Annotated in this window: 1 protein-coding gene and 1 pseudogene; one reads left to right on the top strand and one right to left on the bottom strand. The window is 66.1% G+C overall.

Annotated elements, in window-relative coordinates; all coding sequences use genetic code 11:
* On the top strand, positions 1–796 hold a 796-nt coding region (locus APM_RS21145), incomplete at its 5' end, for a hypothetical protein (RefSeq protein WP_007425134.1).
* A gap of 72 nt (positions 797–868) precedes the next feature.
* On the opposite strand, the pseudogene APM_RS21140 reads toward APM_RS21145, so the two are convergent.
* Positions 869–1337: pseudogene (locus APM_RS21140) on the bottom strand (DUF4158 domain-containing protein); the annotation flags it as partial.

Here is a 1337-nt window from a genome sequence, read left to right as displayed (position 1 = left end):
GGAGCTGGGCCGCTACATCCTGGCGGTGCCGATGCGCCGGCTGCGCGATGTGGACGAGGCGGTTCTGACCCGACCGGGGCGCTATCGGAAAGTTGCCGATAATCTGCAGGTCAAGGAGGTCGTGGTCGGCGACGGTGAGCGGCGCAAGCGTTATGTCCTTTGCCTGAACCCCGAGGAAGCCGAGCGGCAGCGCCGGCATCGCGACGAGGTCCTGGCCAGCCTGCGCGCCGAACTGGCGCTGCTCGCCGCACGAGATGCCGATCATCCCAAGGCCGCCTGTTCGCTGCTCGCCTCCCGTCGCTACGGTCGCTACCTGAGCACGGATGCAGCCGGCCGACCGTATCTCGACGCCGACAAGATCCGCCATGCCGCCCGCTTCGACGGCAAGTTCGTCGTCATCACCAACGACGACACGCTCTCCGCAGAGGACGTCGCTCTCGGCTACAAAGGTGGGGCCATTATCGAAGCCTGCTTCCGGCGTATGAAGCAGACCGGGCTCGAGGTCCGGCCGATGTTCCACTGGCGCCCGCGCCGGATCGAGGCGCATGTCCGGCTCTGCGTGCTCGCCCTGCAGATGCAGCGCGCGGCGGAACTCCGCTGCGGCCTGCCCTGGGCGTGCATCGCCCACATCCTCGCCAGCCTGAAGGCCGTCTGCTTCCAGTTCGAGGGCCGGACTATTGTTCAGCGCACGAAAATCAGCCCCGAAGCTGCCGAGATCCTGAAAAACCTCGGAATATCAACGCCGAAGAAGCTGCTATCGGTTGCCGAGCCGCGGCACACACAGGTCGCCGCTTAGGCACACGCCCCGAATCCGCATCGAAAACCCATCGGCAAACAGCCGATCTTTCCTCACGCCTGCCCCATGACCGCGAACCCGGGTCAACGCATCCAGCCGCCGCCGCTGATCGGCGGACAGACCCTCGGTCAGCCGCCGCTCGATTTCCCGGCGCGCGCGGTATCGAACCTCGATGCAGAGCCGCTCGAGGCGCGCCGGGGGCGGTAGAAGAATCCCGCGACCGCGGCACTCTTCCAGCACCAAAGCCGCCAGATCGACCAACCGGTCGGTTTCCAGTGCATGCGCCAGCAGCCAGTCGGCAAGGTCTGCCGCCACGCGCGGCCCCCATGGCCGCAACCCGAGGCGATCCTGCAAAGCCGCCGAATGCCGGCGTCGATTTTGATCCACCCTCAGATAAGCACCGAGGGAATCCGGCAAGACGTCGATCTGTGTGGCAACGAACGAGACCAGGGCAGGATCGGGTATCTCGCCGGCATGGAGCGGCCGGCCGGGATACCGCAGGTAACAGAGCATGAGAGCCAGACCGAGACGGTGATGATCG

The sequence above is a fragment of the Acidiphilium sp. PM genome (genome assembly GCF_000219295.1).
GTDB lineage: Bacteria > Pseudomonadota > Alphaproteobacteria > Acetobacterales > Acetobacteraceae > Acidiphilium > Acidiphilium multivorum.
The sequence above is the reverse complement of the archived record's forward strand: the minus strand, read 5'-3'. Positions and strand labels throughout refer to the sequence as shown.